Origin of the sequence: Roseovarius sp. AK1035 (assembly GCF_003288315.1) — a bacterium.
GTDB lineage: Bacteria > Pseudomonadota > Alphaproteobacteria > Rhodobacterales > Rhodobacteraceae > Roseovarius > Roseovarius mucosus_A.
Map to the genome: position 1 here is coordinate 3,619,653 of NZ_CP030099.1, position 16,953 is coordinate 3,636,605.

Consider the following 16,953-nt stretch of genomic DNA (forward strand, 5'->3'; position numbering starts at 1 on the left):
TTGCAGCCTGCCCGCGACGGGTCTAGCACTTCGGCCATGACCGATATCGCCCTTCATCCCGACGACAGCCGCGCCAAACGCAATGTGGCCGTTCTCGTCGCAGCCCAAGCCATTTTGGGCGCGCAAATGCCGATGATCTTTGTCGTGGGTGGGCTGGCCGGGCAATCGCTCGCCTCCAACATCTGCTTCGCGACCTTGCCGATTTCCTTGATCGTGCTCGGCTCAATGCTCTCGGCCACACCGATTTCGCATCTGATGCAGCGCTATGGCCGCCGCACCGGGTTTTTCATCGGCGCAGGCGCAGGCGCGCTTGGCGGGGCCATCGGCGCCTATGGGCTTTATACCGCCTCCTTCCCGATCTTCCTTTTGGGCAGCCTCATCACCGGCACCTATATGTCAGCCCAAGGCTTTTACCGCTTTGCCGCAGCCGATACCGCCAGCGACGCCTTCCGCGCCAAGGCTATTTCCTACGTCATGGCAGGGGGCCTGCTCAGCGCCGTAATCGGGCCGCAACTGGTCAAGGCCACCTCTCAGGCCATGGTGATTCCGTTTCTCGGCACCTATCTCGCGGTCATCGCTCTCAATATCGCAGGCGCGTTCCTGTTTCTCTTGCTCGATATCCCCAAACCGCCCCAACCCGCTGTCGACGCCCCGCATGGCCGCACGCGGATGGAACTTCTGAAAACGCCGCGCATCGCCGTGGCGGTGATCTGTGCCACCGTATCCTACGCCCTGATGAATCTGGTGATGACCTCAACGCCGCTCGCCGTGGTCGGCTGCGGCTTTGACGCGGGCAATGCGGCGGATGTGGTCACGGCGCATGTGCTGGCGATGTATATCCCCTCGTTCTTCACCGGCCATCTGATCGCCCGCTTTGGTGTGGAAAAAATCGTGGCCATTGGCCTTGTCATCCTTGCAGGCGCAGGCGCGGTGGCCTTGAACGGCGTGCATCTGGAAAACTTCTTCGTCGCCCTCATCCTCTTGGGCATCGGCTGGAATTTCGGCTTTATCGGGGCCACCACCATGCTTGCAGGGGCCCATGAGCCTCAGGAACGTGGCCGCATGCAGGGGCTCAACGATCTTATCGTCTTTGGCGGTGTGACCTTTGCCTCCCTGTCCTCCGGTGGCCTGATGAACTGCTCCGGCGGCACGCCTGAGGCGGGCTGGACTGCGGTCAACCTCGCCATGGCCCCCTTCCTGATGCTGGCAGGCGGTGCGCTCATATGGCTGACCCTGCGCCCAAAAGAGGCCTGAGCAGGGGCGCACATGATAAGGCAAATCTGGCAGAGCTACCGCCGCCTGCCCCTCTGGGTGCAACTCTGGGTCGCGCTCATCCTTGTGCCGGTCAACGCCGCTTCGCTCTTTTTTATCTCGCATCCCGCAGGCGCGTGGCTGGCGACGATGGCGGTCGGCGCGATGCTCTGCAATGGCGTGCTGATGCTGATCGAGCGCGGCTTTTCCAAGGTTATGGCACTGCCGCATATCCTCATCTGGACACCGATGCTGGGCCTGATCCTGTGGCTTTTGACCCAAGACATTACCCCAACCTACCACAACTATCTGGTGATCCTGCTGGCGGTCGATGTCTTTTCGCTGATCCTTGATGTCATCGACAGCCGCAAATGGCTGTCAGGCGACCGCAAAATCGCCTGACACCGCGCTATGTCACCCAAGCTTGCGCAGCCGCGCAAACAGGCTCGACGTATCCCAGCGACCGCCGCCCATCTTCTGCACATCTTTGTAGAACTGATCCACCAGCGCCGTCACCGGCAGGCTGGCGCCGGTCTCATCAGCGGTGCTCAGGCAAATACCCAAATCCTTGCGCATCCAGTCGACGGCAAAGCCGTGGTTCCATTTGTCGTCAATCATGGTCTCATACCGGTTCGACATCTGCCAAGATCCCGCCGCCCCCTGAGAGATGACCTCGACCACCGCGCGCCCATCCAGCCCTGCCTTTTCCGCAAAGTGCAGCGCCTCGGCCAGACCCTGAACCAGACCGGCAATCGCGATCTGATTGCACATCTTGGTCATCTGCCCGGCCCCGCTCTCGCCAATCCGACGGCAAAGCTTGGCATAGACCTGCATCACCGGCTCAGCCGCCGCATAGGCCGCCTCATCGCCGCCACACATGATCGAAAGCTGGCCTTTTTCGGCCCCCGCCTGTCCACCCGACACGGGCGCATCAACGAAATTCAGCCCCGCTGCCTTGGCCTCGGCATAAAGCTCGGCTGTAACCTTGGACGACACCGTGGTGTGATCCACAAAAATCGCGCCTGCCGCCATACCGGCAAAGGCCCCATCGGCCCCAAGACAGACCGACCGCAGATCATCGTCATTGCCCACGCAGGCCATCACGAAATCGGCCCCTTCGGCGGCCTCGCGCGGGGTGGCGGCATGACGCCCACCATGCTCTTTTGCCCAGGCTTCGGCCTTGGCCGCCGTGCGGTTATAGACACAGACCTCGTGCCCGGCTGCTGCCAGATGCCCCGCCATCGGATAGCCCATAACCCCGAGCCCCAGAAACGCCAGTTTTGCCATTGTCCTGTCCTCTCCCATACTGTGTGCCATTGTCTTGCCGGGGTTTTCTGACTATCCCCGGCAGGTGATGCAAGCGGAAAATAGGGCGGTGCCGGGGCATGTCAGGGCTGGTGAAATGGTTATTGCGGCTGGCAGGCGGCGCGATCCTCTTGGCCGTTCTGGCGCTGTTGGGGGCCTATTTCCTGCTGTCGCGCTCTCTGCCCGACTATGACAAGACGCTGAGCGTGCCGGGCATCACCGCCCCGGTCGAAATCGTGCGCGACAATGCGAATGTGCCCCATATTCTGGGCCAGACGGATGCCGACAGCTTCTTTGGATTGGGCTATGCCCATGCACAGGATCGGCTGTGGCAGATGATGACGATGCGCCGCACCGTGCAAGGGCGGCTCTCAGAGGTGTTCGGCACCCGCACCGTCAAGATCGACAGCACCATGCGCCGCTTTGACCTCTACACGCTCGCGCGCCAATCTGTCACCGTGCAGGACGCCGAAACCCTGGCCGCGCTCAAGGCCTATTCCGATGGCGTCAACGCCCGCCTGAACGAAATCAACCGCGAGGCTCTGGGGCGCGGCGCACCCGAACAATTCATCTTCAACGCCCCGATTGCGCCTTGGCAACCGGCTGATTCCATTGCGCTGATCAAGCTGATGGCCGTGCAGCTGTCTTCGCATCTGGAAAACGAAGTGCTCTTTGCCCGAGCGGCGCTTGCGCTGGAAAACCCTAATCGCTTGGCCGATATCATGCCACTGGCACCGGGCAGCGGCATCGCGGCCTTGCCGGAATATGCCGCCCTCTTTCCCGGTGCCAACTGGTCGCGCATCGCGCAAACGAGCCCTGAAAGAGGTGATCCGCTCTCGCCCTTCAAACGCCGCGCCTTTGCCGGGGCCTCGAATGCCTTTGCCGCTGCGCCCTCGCGCTCGGCCTCGGGCGGCACGCTTCTGGCCAATGACCCGCATCTGGGCTTTTCCGCACCGAATATCTGGTATCTCGCCCGCCTGAACCTGACATCCGGTGGCGTGATCGGTGGCACCATTCCCGGCATACCGGCCATCCTGACCGGGCGCAGCGCGCGGTTGGGTTGGGCGGTCACCTCGTCCTATCTCGACGATCAGGACCTTTATATCGAAGAGCTGAACCCCGATGATCCCAATCAATACCGCACGCCCGACGGATGGAAACCGTTTCGCACCACGCGGTCTATCGTCGAGATCAAGGATGCCGATCCCGTCACACTGACCCTGCGCTGGACAGAGAACGGCCCCGTCCTGCCCGGCAGCCATTACAATCTGGCCGAAGTGACACCCGCAGGCCATGTGGCCGCGCTGAATTGGACCGCGCTCAGCCCAGAGGATACAACCATGTCCTCGGCCATCGGCCTGATGCGCGCGCAATCGGTGCAGGACGCGATTGACCTCAGCCGTCTTTATATTGCGCCCTCCCAGAACCTTACCTTGGTGGACCAAAGCACGATCGCCATGCGTACCATCGGGGCAATGCCTCGCCGTGACGCCCGCCATGAGAGCGAGGGGCGGATGCCCGCGCGCGGCTGGCTGCCGGAAAACCGCTGGCAGGGCACGCTGCCCTTTGCCGCCAATCCCGAATTCGTGGCCCCCTCTGGCGGCATCCTTGGCAATACCAACAACAAGGTCGTTGATCGCCCCTTTCCCATGCATGTGAGCCACCTCTGGGGTGATACCCAGCGGGTCCATCGCTGGCGCAGGCTCATGCAGGGGCGAGAGGTGCATACCCGAGAAAGCTTTATCGAGGCACAACTCGACACCGTCAGCTTTACCGCCCGCTCGCTTTTGCCCCTGATTGGTGCCGATCTGTGGTTTACCGGCGAATCCGCCCCCGAAGGCACGCCCGAACGCCTGCGCCAACGCGCGCTCACCATGCTTGCCGACTGGAACGGCGAAATGAACGAACATCTGCCCGAGCCGCTGCTTTACGCCGCGTGGATGCGGGCGCTGATGGACCGGCTCATTCGCGATGACTTGGGCCCCCTCTCGCGAGAGTTTGACCACCCTGATCCGATCTTCATTGAACGGGTATTCCGCAATGTCGATGGCGCCGCCGACTGGTGCGATGTCAAGCAATCAGCGGCGATTGAGACCTGCACGGATACCGCCCGCATGGCGCTCGACGATGCGCTGATCTGGATTTCCGAGCGCTATGGCCAATCCCTCGAAAGCCTGCGCTGGGGCGACGCGCATCAGGCGACCCATGACCATCAAGTGCTGGGAGACGTGCCGCTCCTGCGCCATTTCGTCAACATCCGCCAATCCACCTCGGGCGGCGACAATACGCTCCTGCGCGGGCGCACGCGTGGCGGCAACGGGCCGGACCCGTTCCACAACGTGCATGGGGCAGGGTATCGCGGGGTCTATGACTTTGCCGATCCCGATAGCAGCGTCTTTATCATCGCCACCGGCCAATCAGGGCATTTCCTCAGCCGCTATTACGACAACCTGTCGCAACTCTGGCGGCGCGGCGAGTATATCCCGATGTCGCTCGATCCTGATCTGGCGCGCGCGGCCTCAGTGGGTATCACCACCCTGCTCCCCACAGATCAATAATCGCGACATGAGCACAACTGCGCAGGGCTCGCCGCCTGCGCAGCCTTCACCCAGATATTTTTTCCATCCGTTCGGAACCACAGCACACCTCCTGCGTTGATCTCTCAAGCGCGCATTTGGCGCGTTGATGCAAACCGCAGGATGGACCCTGCAGAAACGGAGGACGATATGATGTTCCGCAAACTGGCTCTCGCAACGGCCCTCACAAGCGTCGCAGCCCTCGCCGCCCATGCCGCAGACGAAGGCGGCACCGAACGGCAGGCCCAAGACAACAGCGGCGTCGACGCCATCTATGAAGAAAGCCAAGGCACGGTAGAAAGCGCAGCATCGGGCAATTGGTCCGCAGCCACTGTCGCCGACAATGGCGAATTGCACGCGCCCACAGACCTTGATCTGGCCGCCAAGGATCAGCGCAAGGCCAGCGACACTCTTGTCGAAAACATTCTGGCCGAGGCCGAAACAGGGGCCACGCTCAGCTCTGTGGATGACAAGGTGATCGGCGAAGTCGTCTCGCACGCAGGCGATGAAAGCGCAGAACACTACATCTACGTCGATGTGCATGCGGATGCCGAAATTCCGGCGGAGCGTATCGGCTTTCAGGCTGGCACACTCAGCGTTGCCGAAAACGGTGGCTTGGAATACGCGATGACCCTCGAGCAGTTGCGCACCGCCGTGGCCGAGAAAGTCGCGACGATGACGCAGTAACCATTTGCCTTTCCACCGCGCGCTCCTCCCTCCCGGCGCGCCTGCGGCCCGGCCCTGTAAAGGCCGGGCCGTTTTGCTGTCCGATACCAAAATCGCCCCCCCAGATCACGCGCCCCTTCCCCCCGCCGCACCTGTGGTTTAAAGACCCGCACATGCATATCCCCGAAGGAGCCCGCCCGATGCAGGAACCGTCCATCACCCCCGATCTCGTCGCGGCCCATGGCCTCAAGCCCGAGGAATACGACCGTATCCTCGAGATCATCGGGCGAGAGCCGACCTTTACCGAATTGGGCATCTTTTCGGCCATGTGGAACGAGCATTGTTCCTACAAATCCTCCAAGAAATGGCTGCGCACCCTGCCCACCACCGGCCCGCAGGTGATCTGTGGCCCGGGTGAGAACGCAGGCGTGGTCGATATCGGCGACGGTCAGGCGGTTGTGTTCAAAATGGAAAGCCACAATCACCCCTCCTATATCGAACCCTATCAGGGTGCGGCGACCGGCGTGGGCGGTATCCTGCGCGATGTCTTCACCATGGGCGCGCGCCCCATCGCTTCGATGAATTCACTCAGCTTTGGCATGCCGTCACACCCCAAGACCCGCCAGCTCGTGCATGGCGTGGTTGCGGGCGTGGGCGGCTATGGCAATTGCTTTGGCGTGCCCTGCGCGGGCGGCGAGGTGCGGTTTGATCCGGCCTATAACGGCAACTGCCTTGTGAATGCCTTTGCCGCAGGTCTGGCGGACGCAGACAAGATTTTCTACTCAGCCGCTTCGGGCGTCGGTATGCCCGTGGTCTATCTCGGGGCCAAGACGGGCCGCGACGGTGTCGGTGGCGCGACGATGGCCTCTGCGGAATTCGACGACAGCATCGAGGAAAAACGCCCCACCGTTCAGGTGGGCGACCCGTTCACCGAAAAACGCCTGATGGAGGCCTGTCTCGAACTGATGGCCACCGGCGCGGTCATCTCGATCCAGGATATGGGCGCCGCGGGCCTCACGTGCTCTGCGGTGGAAATGGGCGACAAGGGCGGGCTTGGCGTCAAACTGCACCTCGACGCCGTACCACAGCGCGAGGCGAACATGACCGCCTATGAGATGATGCTGTCCGAATCTCAGGAACGCATGCTCATGGTCCTGCGCCCCGAGCTTGAGGCCGAGGCCCGCGCCGTGTTCGAGAAATGGGATCTCGACTTTGCTATCGTCGGCGAAACCATCGCCGAAGACCGGTTCCTGATCCTGCACGGCAATGAGATCAAGGCCGACCTGCCATTGGCCACTCTCTCTGGCTCAGCCCCCGAATATGACCGCCCTTGGGTGAAAACAACACCCGCCGCGCCGCTTGACCCCGCGACCGTGCCCGGCGTCGATCCGATTGACGGCCTCAAGGCGCTGATCGGCTCGATCAACTACTGCGCCCGGCAGTGGGTTTACGAGCAATATGACACCATGGTCATGGCCGACACCGCCCGCACCCCCGGTCAGGGCGCAGGTCTCATCCGCGTGCATGGCACCGACAAGCTTTTGGCCTTCACCTCCGACGTAACCCCACGCTACGTCAAGGCCAACCCGGTTGAGGGCGGCAAACAGGCGGTGGCCGAGGCCTATCGCAACCTCTCCGCCTTGGGCGCGGTCCCGCTTGCCACCACCGACAACCTCAATTTCGGCAACCCCGAAAAGCCCGAGATCATGGGCCAATTCGTCGGGGCGATCAAAGGCATCGGCGAGGCGGTGGCCGCCCTCGACATGCCCATCGTGTCGGGCAATGTCTCGCTCTACAACGAAACTGACGGCACCGCGATCCTGCCCACCCCCACCATCGGCGCAGTGGGCATCATCCGCGATCCGGAAACGGCAATCACCGGACAGGTGCGTGACGGGCATGTGGCCCTTCTCTTGGGCGAAACCCACGGGCATCTGGGGCAATCCGCGCTGCTGGCCGAGGTGTTTCACCGGGTCGAAGGCGATGCACCGCCCGTAGACCTTGCCGCCGAAAAGCGGCATGGCGATTTCATCCGCGCCAACCACGCGCTGATCAAGGCCTGCACCGACCTCAGCGATGGCGGTCTGGCCTTGGCCGCCTTCGAATTGGCAGAAGCGGCGGGTGTCGGCGTCCACCTCGACAGCGATGACACAGCCACCCTCTTTGCCGAGGATCAGGCGCGCTATCTCATTGCCTGCAACTTCGATCAGGCCGAGGCGCTGATGATCGCCGCAGGCCGTGCGGGCGTGCCCCTCACCGCCGTGGGCCGCTTTACTGGTGACACCGTGCGCTTGGGCAAATCCGAAGCGGCGCTGAGCGAGCTATCGGATATCTTCCGGGGCACATTCGGGGCGACCTTCGGCTAAGGGGCCAAGGGCGGCGCGATGGCCATGATGGGGCTGATCCCATCATGGCCCAAAACTTTGGTGCGCATTAACTGACGCCCCGCTCAAGAAGGACCACAGATCACGCGCAAGCCGGGCGCAGCGCTGCACCCTCCCTTGCACTCGCCCCGGCGGCGCTCTACATCTTGGGCAAGACCTGACAAGGAGACCCCCGATGGCCATGCTCGCCTCTGATCTAGAAGCCCTGATCCGTCAGGCGCTCCCCAATGCCAAGATCACCGTCGAAGGCGATGACGGCGTGCATTTTGCCGCCGAAGTCATTGACGAGAGCTTTCGCGGCATGAATCGCGTGCAACAACAACGCGCCGTTTACGCCGCCCTTAAGGGCAAAATGGATGGGCCCAACGGTGCCGTGCATGCGCTGGCGCTGACCACCAAGGCCCCTGCCTGACGCAATGGAACCTCGCCTGCTCGTCGCTCTGCTGCTTTTGCCCTTCGCTGGCATCTTTGCCTATACGATGTGGCACGAAATTCTGCGCTATCGTCGCGATGGGCGCGCAGCTTATGGCTTGGGGTATTGCGAAGAAACCGACAGCACCCATGTCACCCTTTTGGGCGACACCGAAACCAGCTATGACCCTGAAGAGACCGACTCCACCGGCCAAGGCCACCTAAGAGACCGATAGGACATATCATGACTGACGCCAAAACCCGCATTGAAGAGACCGTGAAATCCGCCGATGTCGTGCTCTACATGAAGGGCACCAAGGACATGCCGCAATGTGGCTTCTCCTCCCGCGTGGCGGGCGTGCTGAATTACATGGGCGTTGATTTCAAGGATGTGAACGTCCTCGACGATGCGGACATCCGCCAAGGGATCAAGGACTATTCCGACTGGCCCACAATTCCGCAGCTTTACGTCAAAGGCGAATTCGTGGGCGGCTGCGACATCATCACCGAGATGACGCTCTCGGGCGAACTCGACGACCTTTTTGAGAAATCCGGCGTGTCCTATGACAAGGACGCCGCCGAGAAAATCCGCGAAGCCAACGCCTGAGCGACCAAGGCGGCCGGACCGACCGGCCGCCTGTTTCGTCAATCTCGCCGGGTCCAGCCCCAGAGGCACAGCATTTCCATCAACACATGCGCCCCCGCAATCGCGGTGGCCCCCGTTGTGTCATAAGGTGGCGAGACCTCGACCATATCGCCGCCCACCAGATTGATCCCCGCCAGATCGCGCAAAATTATCGCCGCCTGCCCCGAGGTCAGCCCCCCCCAGACCGGCGTGCCGGTGCCGGGTGCATAGGCCGGGTCAAGCGCGTCGATGTCAAAGGTCATATAAACCTGCGCATCGCCCACGATCTCCTTGATCTTGCGCGCGATTTCTACCGGCCCCTCCAGATGCACCTGCCGCGCATCAAGCGTGGTCAAGCCCATTGTGTCGGGATTGGTGGTGCGAATGCCCACCTGCACCGAGCGCGCCACATCCACAAACCCTTGCTTCACCGCCTTGTACATCATCGTGCCATGGTCAATGCGGGTCAGATCGTCATCCGCCCATGTGTCGGAATGGGCATCGAAATGCACCACCGCCAGCGGCCCATATTTTTCCGCATGCGCCTGCAACAGCGGCAGTGTGATATAGTGATCGCCCCCGATGGCAAAACAGGCGGCCCCAGCCTCCAAGATACCCTTGGCATGCTCATGTAATGCCTTAGGAAAGGCCGCTACATGCGCGTAATCAAAGGCTAAATCCCCGTAATCCACAATGCTGAGATGGGACAGCGGATCATAACCATCCCAGCCATAGGGCGGATCATAGACCTGCAATGCGCTCGCCTCACGCACCGCACGCGGCCCCATGCGGGTGCCGGTCCGGTTGGTCACGGATTGATCAAACGGCACCCCGGTGATTGCCACATCTACGCCGCTCAAGTCCTTGCTATAGCGCCTCCGCGCAAAGGACAGCGCCCCACCAAAGGTGTTCTCATAACTTGCCCCCCGCAACTCCGCGCGGGTGAACGCCTGATCCACCTGCTTCTTCGCATCTTCCAGTGCCATGGCTTTCCCTCAGCTCACAGGTTGCGCGCGCTCGACCAGCCGCGCGAAAAACGAGGCCCCAACCGGCGCCACCGCATCATTGAAATTGAACCCCGGATGATGCAAGCCCGGCCCCTCGCCCTGCCCAAGAAACAGATACGACCCGGGGCGCTCTTGCAGCATATAGGAAAAATCCTCGGCCCCCATCTCGCGTGGGCGGTCCGCGATGACAGCATCCGCGCCCACCACCTCGCGCGCCACCTCTGCGGCAAAGGCGGTCTTGTCGGCATCATTATAGGTCGCGGGGTATCCCAGCTCGATCCGCACCTCGGCCCGCACCCCATGCGCCGCCGCCGTCCCCAACGCCACTTCGCGCAGGCGTCGATGCACCATTTCCTGCACCTCGGGCGTGAAGGTTCGGATCGTGGCGTTGATATAGGCGGTCTCGGGGATCACGTTATCAACCGTGCCGGTATGAATCTGCGTCACCGAGATTACCAGATCATCCAGCGGGTTGCGGTTGCGGCTGACAATGGTCTGAATCGCCTGAACGATGGCCACCGCCGCCACCACCGGGTCCAGGCATTCATGCGGCATCGCCCCATGCCCACCCCGACCGATCACGTCGATATGCAGCGTATCCACCGCCGCCATGATCGGCCCCGGCGTGGTCTCGAACGTGCCAGCCGGCGCGCCGGGCAGCGTGTGCAGCGCATAGACCTGCTCCACCCCGTAGCGGCTCAATGCGCCCTCTTCGACCATGATGCGCCCGCCGCCCGGCCCCTCTTCTGCCGGTTGAAACAGCAGCACCACACGCCCTGCAAAATTCCGCGTCTCCGCCAGATATTTGGCGGCCCCCAGCAACATCGTCGTATGCCCGTCATGGCCGCAGGCATGCATTTTGCCGGGGGTCTGGCTGGCATATTCAAGCCCGGTAATCTCGGTCATCGGCAGCGCGTCCATATCAGCCCGCAACCCGATCGTGGGGCCATCACCCCGCCCGTCGATCACCGCGACCACACCACTGGTCGCCACCCCGGTTTCGATCTGGGTTATGCCGAACTCGCGCAACCGCTCGACCACAAAACCCGCTGTTTCATGGCAATCAAAGCCCAACTCGGGATGCGCATGCAAATGCCGCCGCCACGCCGTCATTTCCTCGGAAAACCCGGCAATTCGATTGATCACAGCCATCTCTGGACATCCCTTCTTTCTCGCGTCAGGGTCCACTCAACCCCAAAGACGAGGCCGCCGCAATGCCTGACGATATGCTCATCCACGATCCCGACGGGGGATTGCCCCGCCTCATCGCCATCATGGCGCGGCTGCGCGATCCCGATACCGGCTGTCCTTGGGACATCGAACAGGATTTCGCCAGCATCGCCCCCTACACCATCGAAGAAGCCTATGAGGTGGCCGACGCCATCGAGCAGCAGAACTGGCAAGAGCTGCGCGGCGAATTGGGCGACTTGCTCTTGCAGGTCGTGTTTCATTCCCAGATTGCCCAGGACCAAGGCCTGTTTGATGTGCAGGACGTGGCCAACGCCATCTCTGACAAGATGGTCGCACGTCATCCGCATGTGTTCGGCACCGAAAGCCGCGACAAAACCGCCGAGCAACAGACCCGCGATTGGGAGGTGGTCAAAGCCGCCGAACGCGCCGCCGAGGCCAAGACCGGCACGCTTGACGGTGTGGCCCTTGGCCTGCCTGCGCTCCTGCGCGCGGTCAAACTGCAAAAACGCGCCGCGGGGGTGGGCTTTGATTGGCCCGACTCCTCTCATGTTCTCAACAAGATACGCGAAGAAGTTGAAGAGTTGCACGAAGCCGCAACCGAACTGACCCAAGACGCGGTCGAAGAGGAATTCGGCGATCTTCTGTTTGTCATGGCCAATCTCGCCCGGCACATGAAGGTTTGCCCCGAAACCGCCCTGCGCCGCGCCAATGCCAAATTCACCCGGCGATTCGAGCGGATCGAGGCGCTCTTGGCCGAACGCGGCAAACGCCCGATCGAGTCGGATCTGGCCGAAATGGACACGCTCTGGGATCAGGCCAAGGCCGAAGAACGCCAGTGAACGCACGCTGACAACCGCTTGTAAACACGCGCAAAACCCGCCACTCTCAGACCAACAGCGAAAGGACCAAAGCAATGTCGATCATGGATGAGGCCCGCAATGTTCTGGGCGAGGCGCTGGAACCCTGTTCAACCAAGCCGCTCACCGGCTTTTTCCGGGATGGTCATTGCAACACCTGCGCCGAGGATCACGGCAGCCACACGGTCTGCGCCCAGATGACCGCAGAGTTTCTGGCCTTTTCCAAATATGTCGGCAATGATCTGAGCACGCCACACCCCGAATTTCAGTTTCCCGGCCTGAAACCGGGCGATCACTGGTGTCTCTGCGCCGCGCGCTTTCTTCAGGCCCATGACGAGGGGTGCGCGCCCTTGGTGCGGCTTGATGCAACCCATGTGCGCGCCCTCGAAATCGTTCCGCTCGAGGTTCTGCAACAACATGCCGCCCCCGAGAGGTAAGACATGGCCACAGTGACCCTCATCAGCGATGCCGAAGCCACACCAGAGGTGCGCGCCGTCTTCGACGACATCCGCGCCACGCGCGGCAGCGATTTCATCAACAATTTCTGGCGCGCGCTGGCGCATGACCCGGCGCTCCTCAGCGCCACATGGCAGCGGCTCAAATCCGTGATGGGCCCCGGCACCCTTGATCCCCTGACCAAGGAACTGATCTATATCGCCGTGTCGGTCGCCAATGGCTGCGAATACTGCGCCCATTCCCACACCGCAGCGGCCCGCGCCAAGGGCATGACCCCCGCACAGCACGGCGAGTTGCTCTCCGTCATCGGCATGGCATCGCAAACCAACGCCCTCGCCACCGCTCTTCAGGTGCCGGTGGATGAGGTGTTCAAGGTCTGACGCGCAACGCCTCAGATCTTCATGTCAAATCCCAGATGCTTGGCGACGGTAAAGATATCCTTGTCGCCGCGCCCGCACATATTCATCACCAACAGATGATCCTTGGGCAGGGTCGGCGCGATTTTCATCACATGGGCCAAGGCATGGCTGGGTTCCAGCGCGGGAATAATCCCCTCTTGCGCACAGCAAAGCTGAAACGCCTCCAGCGCCTCGACATCCGTGATCGAGACATATTTGGCGCGTCCCGTTTCATGCAGCCAGCTATGCTCGGGCCCGATCCCCGGATAATCAAGACCGGCCGAGATGGAATGCCCCTCAAGGATCTGCCCATCGGCATCCTGCAAAAGATAGGTGCGGTTGCCATGCAACACGCCGGGCCGCCCGCCCGTCAGCGACGCGCAATGCTCCATCCGGTCATCAACGCCATGGCCCCCGGCCTCGACCCCGATGATATTTACCGTTGGATCGTCAAGGAACGGGTAAAACAGCCCCATCGCATTTGACCCGCCGCCAATCGCCGCCACCAGCGTATCCGGCAGACGCCCTTCGGCGGCCTGCATCTGCTCTTTGGTTTCCTTGCCGATGATCGATTGGAAATCGCGCACCATCGCCGGATAGGGATGCGGCCCAGCCACGGTGCCGATGCAATAGAACGTGTCACGCACATTCGTGACCCAATCGCGCAGCGCGTCGTTCATCGCGTCCTTGAGCGTGCCGCGACCAGACGTGACCGGCACCACCTCCGCGCCAAGCAAACGCATCCGGAACACATTGGGCGCCTGACGCTCGACATCATGCGCGCCCATATAGACCACGCATTGCAGCCCGAACTTGGCGCAGACGGTCGCCGTGGCAACCCCATGCTGACCGGCCCCCGTTTCCGCGATGATCCGCTTTTTGCCCATGCGGCGGGCAAGGATGATCTGCCCCAGCACATTGTTGATCTTATGCGCGCCCGTGTGGTTCAACTCATCCCGCTTGAGATAAATCTTGGCCCCGCCAAAATGCTGCGTCAGACGGTCCGCATAATAGAGCGGCGACGGGCGGCCCACGTAATGCGTCCACAGATCGTGCATCTCGTCCCAGAACGATGGATCGGTCTTGGCGTGCTCATACTGCTCTTCCAGTTCCAGAATGAGCGGCATCAGGGTTTCCGACACAAACCGCCCGCCGAAATCGCCAAACCGGCCCTTTTCGTCGGGACCAGTCATAAAGCTGTTGAAGAGATCGTTCATTGTCTCGGGCCTTTGTCATTCGGGGAAGTCTGGGGTTGAATATGGGACGCGCGGGGGATTTTCCAGCGAAAAGCAGAATTTCAAAGGCGGCGGATCACATAGAGCCGCGACCAAAGGTCCGGCTCGGCCAAAAGAAAGGGCAAGAACGGCTCTGACCGCTGCGCGATATGGATCTGGCCACTGTCCACAAGCGATTCCAGCACCGATTGAAAGCCTTGCGCCTTCCATGTGGCCTCCAGCAGGTTGAACACCCCAATACCGCCGGGGCGCGTCACGCGGGCCAGATGAATAAGGCTCTCCGCCGGGGCATGACCGGGGCCAAACGCCCCGACACAGATAAAGCCTGCAAACCTGTCATCGGCAAAGGGCAGACCACTCCCCATCTCCGCCTCGACCAGATCGGCGTAATGCCCCGTTGCCTGCGCCGCCGCCAACATACCGGGCGAAAGATCACAGCCGGTGATCGGGCCATAGCCCAGGATCCGCAGGCTCTCGCCCACCAGCCCGGTGCCACAGGCGGCATCCAAAACAGGCCCCTCAGCCGTCCCTATGAACCGCGCAAACATCGCCGCCCCCAGCGACGGAAGCCGAAACCCCCGCGCCAGATTGTCGGCGTCATAACTCAGCGCCCAATCATTATAGATCGCGCGGGATTGCTCGGGCGTCTTCGCCCCATACACATCGCTCAGATCCTCGGGATCACGGGTCATCGCAGCCTCTTGTCGCTCTTTATAAAAGCATCTGTCGCGGGTTCGGGCCTGTCAACCGGAACGCCTAATCCAAGGCCCGCTTAAAGCCGACATGCGACGCCCTGTAACCAAGGCTCTCGTAAAACCGGCGGCTCTCGGTGCGGGTCGCATTCATGGTCAGTTGGATCAACCGGCATCCGGCGGCACGCGCGCGCGCCTCGACATCCGCAAACATGAGATGCCCCAATCCCTGCCCCCGAAGATGCCTTGCAATCCGCACGCTTTCCACCTGCGCCCGCCGCACCGCCAAAAGCGATAGCCCGCTGATCATCGTGATTTGATAGGTGGCCAGCACCGCGCCCTGCGCGTCAACGCCCACAATGAGGTGATTGTTGCCCTCGACCTGCATGGCGTCAAAGGCGGTCAGATACTCGGCCATATCCCCCAGTTCCCGCCCCTGCCCCAGCACATCGTCGCGCAAAAGCGCAACCACCTGCGCAACCTCATCACGACGCGCCTCGCGGAATTCAAGCACCTTGGGCATTGCGGATAAACGCGCGGATCAGGCCTGCGTCCTTGATCCCCGGCGCGGCCTCGACCCCGCTTGAGACATCAAGTTGCCGCGCGCCCGTGCGCGCCACCGCCAGGGCCACATTGTCCGGGTTCAGCCCCCCCGCCAAAAGCCATGGCAACGCCCAGTCGCGCTCCGCGATCAAACCCCAGTCAAAGGCCAGCGCATTGCCGCCCGGTCGTGTCGCCCCCGGTGGGGGCTTGGCGTCGATCAAAAGCTGATCGGCCACACCGCTATACGCGTCAATCTGCGCCAGATCCGCAGCTTCGGCGATCCCAATCGCCTTGATCACCGGCAGGCCATAGCGTGCTTTGATCTGGGATACCCGCGCGGGGCTCTCCTCCCCATGCAATTGCAGGAAATCGAGCGGCACCTGATCCGTCAGCGCATCAAGCGTGGCGTCATCGGCATCGACCGTCAGCGCCACCTTGGCCACTCCCGGCGGCACGCCCAAGGCAAGCGCCCGCGCCTGCATCAGCCCCACATTCCGCGGTGATTTCTCGAAGAATACGAACCCGACATAAGCCGCACCCGCCTCGACCGCCGCCGACACGTCAGCGGCGGCGGTCAGACCGCAAATCTTGACACGAATATCTCTCGCCATGCGCTCAGGTTAACTCGCCGGATCCAACAGCGCCAGAACCTCATCCTTGCCCTGATGCCGCTCGCCCTTAAGCCGCTTGATCTCGGCCCGCAGGCTTGCCAGTTCGCGCGCCTGCCGTGCCGCCGCCGCCCGTTCGCCCGCCTCACGAATCCATTCCCAGATGAACCCGACAATCAAACCCATCAGAATGCCGCCAAAGATCACGATAAAAAGCGGCAGATCATAGGTCGGATTGAGCGCGGCAAACCCCGCCAATTCATCGGGCAACACCCGCAGGGTCACGACCCCGCGATTGGCCAGCGCAATGAGCACCAGCGCAAGGGCGAAAATGGCAATCGAAGCATAGCGGATATAGCGCATGGATTACTTTCCGTTGAGCCGGTCACGCAATAGCTTGCCGGTCTTGAAGAAGGGCACGTTTTTCTCTTCAACATGCACGCTTTCACCGGTGCGTGGATTGCGACCCGTGCGCGCATCCCGCTTTTTCACCGAGAACGCACCAAAGCCGCGCAACTCGACGCGGTTGCCCTCGGCCAGCGCATCGGTGATCTCGTTGAAGATGGTGTTGACGATACGCTCGACGTCGCGCTGATAAAGATGCGGGTTCTCGTCAGCGATTTTTTGAATCAGTTCCGATCGGATCATCGGTGGTCTCTCCCCCGGCCTTATTGTTTGTAACTTTGTGGCAGTTGCAGGGGACTATAGCCAGAATGCCGCGAAACCCAAACAGAAAGCCGGGGCAAGA

Annotated in this window: 20 protein-coding genes; 11 read left to right on the forward strand and 9 right to left on the reverse strand. The window is 61.8% G+C overall.

Translation table 11 applies throughout. From position 1 onward, the window contains the following. Window positions 1–36 precede the first annotated feature (36 nt). Window positions 37–1,254, forward strand: a complete 1,218-nt coding sequence (locus RAK1035_RS17255; RefSeq protein ID WP_008282359.1) for an MFS transporter — start codon at window positions 37–39, stop codon at window positions 1,252–1,254. 12 nt (window positions 1,255–1,266) lie between these two features. Continuing rightward, window positions 1,267–1,653, forward strand: coding sequence for a hypothetical protein (locus RAK1035_RS17260; RefSeq protein WP_008282360.1), 387 nt, complete (start codon window positions 1,267–1,269; stop codon window positions 1,651–1,653). A 12-nt stretch (window positions 1,654–1,665) separates the two neighbouring features. Here RAK1035_RS17260 and RAK1035_RS17265 read toward each other — a convergent pair whose 3' ends face one another. After that, window positions 1,666–2,538 carry an NAD(P)-dependent oxidoreductase gene (locus RAK1035_RS17265; RefSeq protein WP_008282361.1) on the reverse strand — a complete coding sequence of 291 codons (873 nt, stop codon included), beginning with the start codon at window positions 2,536–2,538 and terminating at the stop codon, window positions 1,666–1,668. Window positions 2,539–2,636: 98 nt separating this feature from the next. Between RAK1035_RS17265 and RAK1035_RS17270 the strand changes: the two genes are divergently transcribed. The 6 genes from RAK1035_RS17270 to grxD all read left to right on the forward strand — a co-directional run bounded on the left by RAK1035_RS17270 (window position 2,637) and on the right by grxD (window position 9,200). Continuing rightward, window positions 2,637–5,114 (forward strand): penicillin acylase family protein, encoded by a 2,478-nt coding sequence (locus RAK1035_RS17270; protein WP_008282362.1) that lies wholly within the window; start codon window positions 2,637–2,639, stop codon window positions 5,112–5,114. A 168-nt stretch (window positions 5,115–5,282) separates the two neighbouring features. Next, window positions 5,283–5,819, forward strand: coding sequence for a phosphoribosylglycinamide synthetase (locus RAK1035_RS17275; RefSeq protein WP_254683685.1), 537 nt, complete (start codon window positions 5,283–5,285; stop codon window positions 5,817–5,819). A 179-nt stretch (window positions 5,820–5,998) separates the two neighbouring features. Further along, window positions 5,999–8,164 (forward strand): phosphoribosylformylglycinamidine synthase subunit PurL, encoded by a 2,166-nt coding sequence (gene purL / locus RAK1035_RS17280; RefSeq protein WP_037298488.1) that lies wholly within the window; start codon window positions 5,999–6,001, stop codon window positions 8,162–8,164. A 193-nt stretch (window positions 8,165–8,357) separates the two neighbouring features. Continuing rightward, window positions 8,358–8,594, forward strand: coding sequence for a BolA/IbaG family iron-sulfur metabolism protein (locus tag RAK1035_RS17285; protein WP_008282366.1), 237 nt, complete (start codon window positions 8,358–8,360; stop codon window positions 8,592–8,594). A gap of 4 nt (window positions 8,595–8,598) precedes the next feature. Continuing rightward, window positions 8,599–8,829: a hypothetical protein gene (locus tag RAK1035_RS17290; RefSeq protein WP_008282367.1), complete on the forward strand. Its 231-nt coding sequence runs from the start codon at window positions 8,599–8,601 to the stop codon at window positions 8,827–8,829. A gap of 8 nt (window positions 8,830–8,837) precedes the next feature. Then, window positions 8,838–9,200 carry a Grx4 family monothiol glutaredoxin gene (grxD, locus tag RAK1035_RS17295; RefSeq protein ID WP_008282368.1) on the forward strand — a complete coding sequence of 121 codons (363 nt, stop codon included), beginning with the start codon at window positions 8,838–8,840 and terminating at the stop codon, window positions 9,198–9,200. Window positions 9,201–9,238: 38 nt separating this feature from the next. On the opposite strand, the gene speB is transcribed toward grxD, so the two are convergent. Both speB and RAK1035_RS17305 read right to left on the reverse strand, forming a co-directional pair. Beyond that, a complete protein-coding gene (speB, locus tag RAK1035_RS17300) occupies window positions 9,239–10,204 on the reverse strand; it encodes an agmatinase (protein WP_008282369.1) in 966 nt (321 codons plus the stop codon). A gap of 9 nt (window positions 10,205–10,213) precedes the next feature. Further along, window positions 10,214–11,377 (reverse strand): M20 aminoacylase family protein, encoded by a 1,164-nt coding sequence (locus tag RAK1035_RS17305; RefSeq protein WP_008282370.1) that lies wholly within the window; start codon window positions 11,375–11,377, stop codon window positions 10,214–10,216. Between the two features lie 62 nt (window positions 11,378–11,439). Here RAK1035_RS17305 and mazG point away from each other — a divergent pair, with 62 nt between their 5' ends. From mazG to RAK1035_RS17320, 3 genes are all read left to right on the forward strand, one after another. Beyond that, window positions 11,440–12,255 carry a nucleoside triphosphate pyrophosphohydrolase gene (mazG, locus tag RAK1035_RS17310; protein WP_008282371.1) on the forward strand — a complete coding sequence of 272 codons (816 nt, stop codon included), beginning with the start codon at window positions 11,440–11,442 and terminating at the stop codon, window positions 12,253–12,255. A gap of 74 nt (window positions 12,256–12,329) precedes the next feature. After that, the gene (locus RAK1035_RS17315) at window positions 12,330–12,710 is read left to right on the forward strand and encodes a DUF2237 family protein (protein ID WP_008282372.1); all 381 of its coding nucleotides are present in this window, start codon (window positions 12,330–12,332) and stop codon (window positions 12,708–12,710) included. Window positions 12,711–12,713: 3 nt separating this feature from the next. Further along, window positions 12,714–13,109: a carboxymuconolactone decarboxylase family protein gene (locus RAK1035_RS17320; RefSeq protein ID WP_008282374.1), complete on the forward strand. Its 396-nt coding sequence runs from the start codon at window positions 12,714–12,716 to the stop codon at window positions 13,107–13,109. Between the two features lie 11 nt (window positions 13,110–13,120). On the opposite strand, the gene trpB is transcribed toward RAK1035_RS17320, so the two are convergent. The 6 genes from trpB to ihfB all read right to left on the reverse strand — a co-directional run bounded on the left by trpB (window position 13,121) and on the right by ihfB (window position 16,853). Beyond that, a complete protein-coding gene (trpB, locus tag RAK1035_RS17325) occupies window positions 13,121–14,344 on the reverse strand; it encodes a tryptophan synthase subunit beta (RefSeq protein ID WP_008282375.1) in 1,224 nt (407 codons plus the stop codon). 80 nt (window positions 14,345–14,424) lie between these two features. Continuing rightward, a complete protein-coding gene (locus RAK1035_RS17330) occupies window positions 14,425–15,054 on the reverse strand; it encodes a class I SAM-dependent DNA methyltransferase (protein ID WP_008282376.1) in 630 nt (209 codons plus the stop codon). Window positions 15,055–15,118: 64 nt separating this feature from the next. Further along, window positions 15,119–15,577, reverse strand: coding sequence for a GNAT family N-acetyltransferase (locus tag RAK1035_RS17335; protein ID WP_008282377.1), 459 nt, complete (start codon window positions 15,575–15,577; stop codon window positions 15,119–15,121). Continuing rightward, the gene (locus RAK1035_RS17340) at window positions 15,561–16,208 is read right to left on the reverse strand and encodes a phosphoribosylanthranilate isomerase (RefSeq protein ID WP_008282378.1); all 648 of its coding nucleotides are present in this window, start codon (window positions 16,206–16,208) and stop codon (window positions 15,561–15,563) included. The genes RAK1035_RS17335 and RAK1035_RS17340 overlap by 17 nt, the downstream gene beginning before the upstream one ends. A 9-nt stretch (window positions 16,209–16,217) precedes the next feature. Continuing rightward, on the reverse strand, window positions 16,218–16,568 hold the full coding sequence (locus tag RAK1035_RS17345) for a lipopolysaccharide assembly protein LapA domain-containing protein (protein WP_008282379.1): 351 nt from the start codon (window positions 16,566–16,568) through the stop codon (window positions 16,218–16,220). 3 nt (window positions 16,569–16,571) lie between these two features. Further along, window positions 16,572–16,853, reverse strand: a complete 282-nt coding sequence (gene ihfB, locus RAK1035_RS17350) for an integration host factor subunit beta (RefSeq protein WP_008282380.1) — start codon at window positions 16,851–16,853, stop codon at window positions 16,572–16,574. Window positions 16,854–16,953 lie beyond the last annotated feature (100 nt).